Origin of the sequence: Arsenophonus sp. ENCA, assembly GCF_002287155.1 — a bacterium.
Taxonomy (GTDB): Bacteria; Pseudomonadota; Gammaproteobacteria; order Enterobacterales; family Enterobacteriaceae; genus Arsenophonus; species Arsenophonus nilaparvatae.
Window position 1 is genome coordinate 1 of sequence record NZ_NHNG01000448.1, and the last position, 544, is coordinate 544.

The 544-nt window shown below is 39.2% G+C and carries 2 protein-coding genes; one reads left to right on the plus strand and one right to left on the minus strand.

The window, feature by feature from the left end; translation table 11 throughout:
• Window positions 1-291 (plus strand): transposase (locus CBG25_RS11595; protein WP_290603789.1); only part of this gene is annotated, 291 nt, incomplete at its 5' end.
• 77 nt (window positions 292-368) lie between these two features.
• Here CBG25_RS11595 and CBG25_RS21420 read toward each other — a convergent pair.
• Window positions 369-527 carry a hypothetical protein gene (locus CBG25_RS21420; RefSeq protein WP_366212646.1) on the minus strand — a complete coding sequence of 53 codons (159 nt, stop codon included), beginning with the start codon at window positions 525-527 and terminating at the stop codon, window positions 369-371.
• Window positions 528-544 lie beyond the last annotated feature (17 nt).

A 544-nucleotide genomic window follows, 5' to 3' on the forward strand; every position in this document is an offset into this window, starting at 1 on the left:
ATAGTAACAAACAAAGAGAATCCCACCCGTGAATACGTCAAATCTATCATGGATGCCCGTTGGTCTGTTGAAGTTTATCATCGAGAAGTTAAACAAAATTGTGGTATTGAACGCTGTCAGGCTCGCACGAGCCGAGCGCAAAGAAATCATATTTTTCTCGCTATTTCTGCGTGGTTTGAACAACATAAACGTCGTATATCTGAAAAAATAACCCTTTATCAACAAAATTGGGACGTAATCAAAAATGCTATTGCTGAGCACATCCGTGTTTTATTAGCGTACCCAAATTAGTTTTGTGCGAAACTCGTGGAATACTAAGCGTGTTGCTTAATAGTGAAATAAGGGTATTTCGGTGATTGAAGTAAATTTTAGGCTGTTCTGAGATGGAAATTCCAAAGACCGGCACTAAGGAGTAAAAAGGTATCATCAATAAAGGGTCTACGATTCCGTAAAATTTGGGTCATACAACCGAAGCGCTTGATACCCGCGATGGCGTGTTCAACCGTAATACGGATGCCCGAGATTATTTTATTTTCTTGTTTTT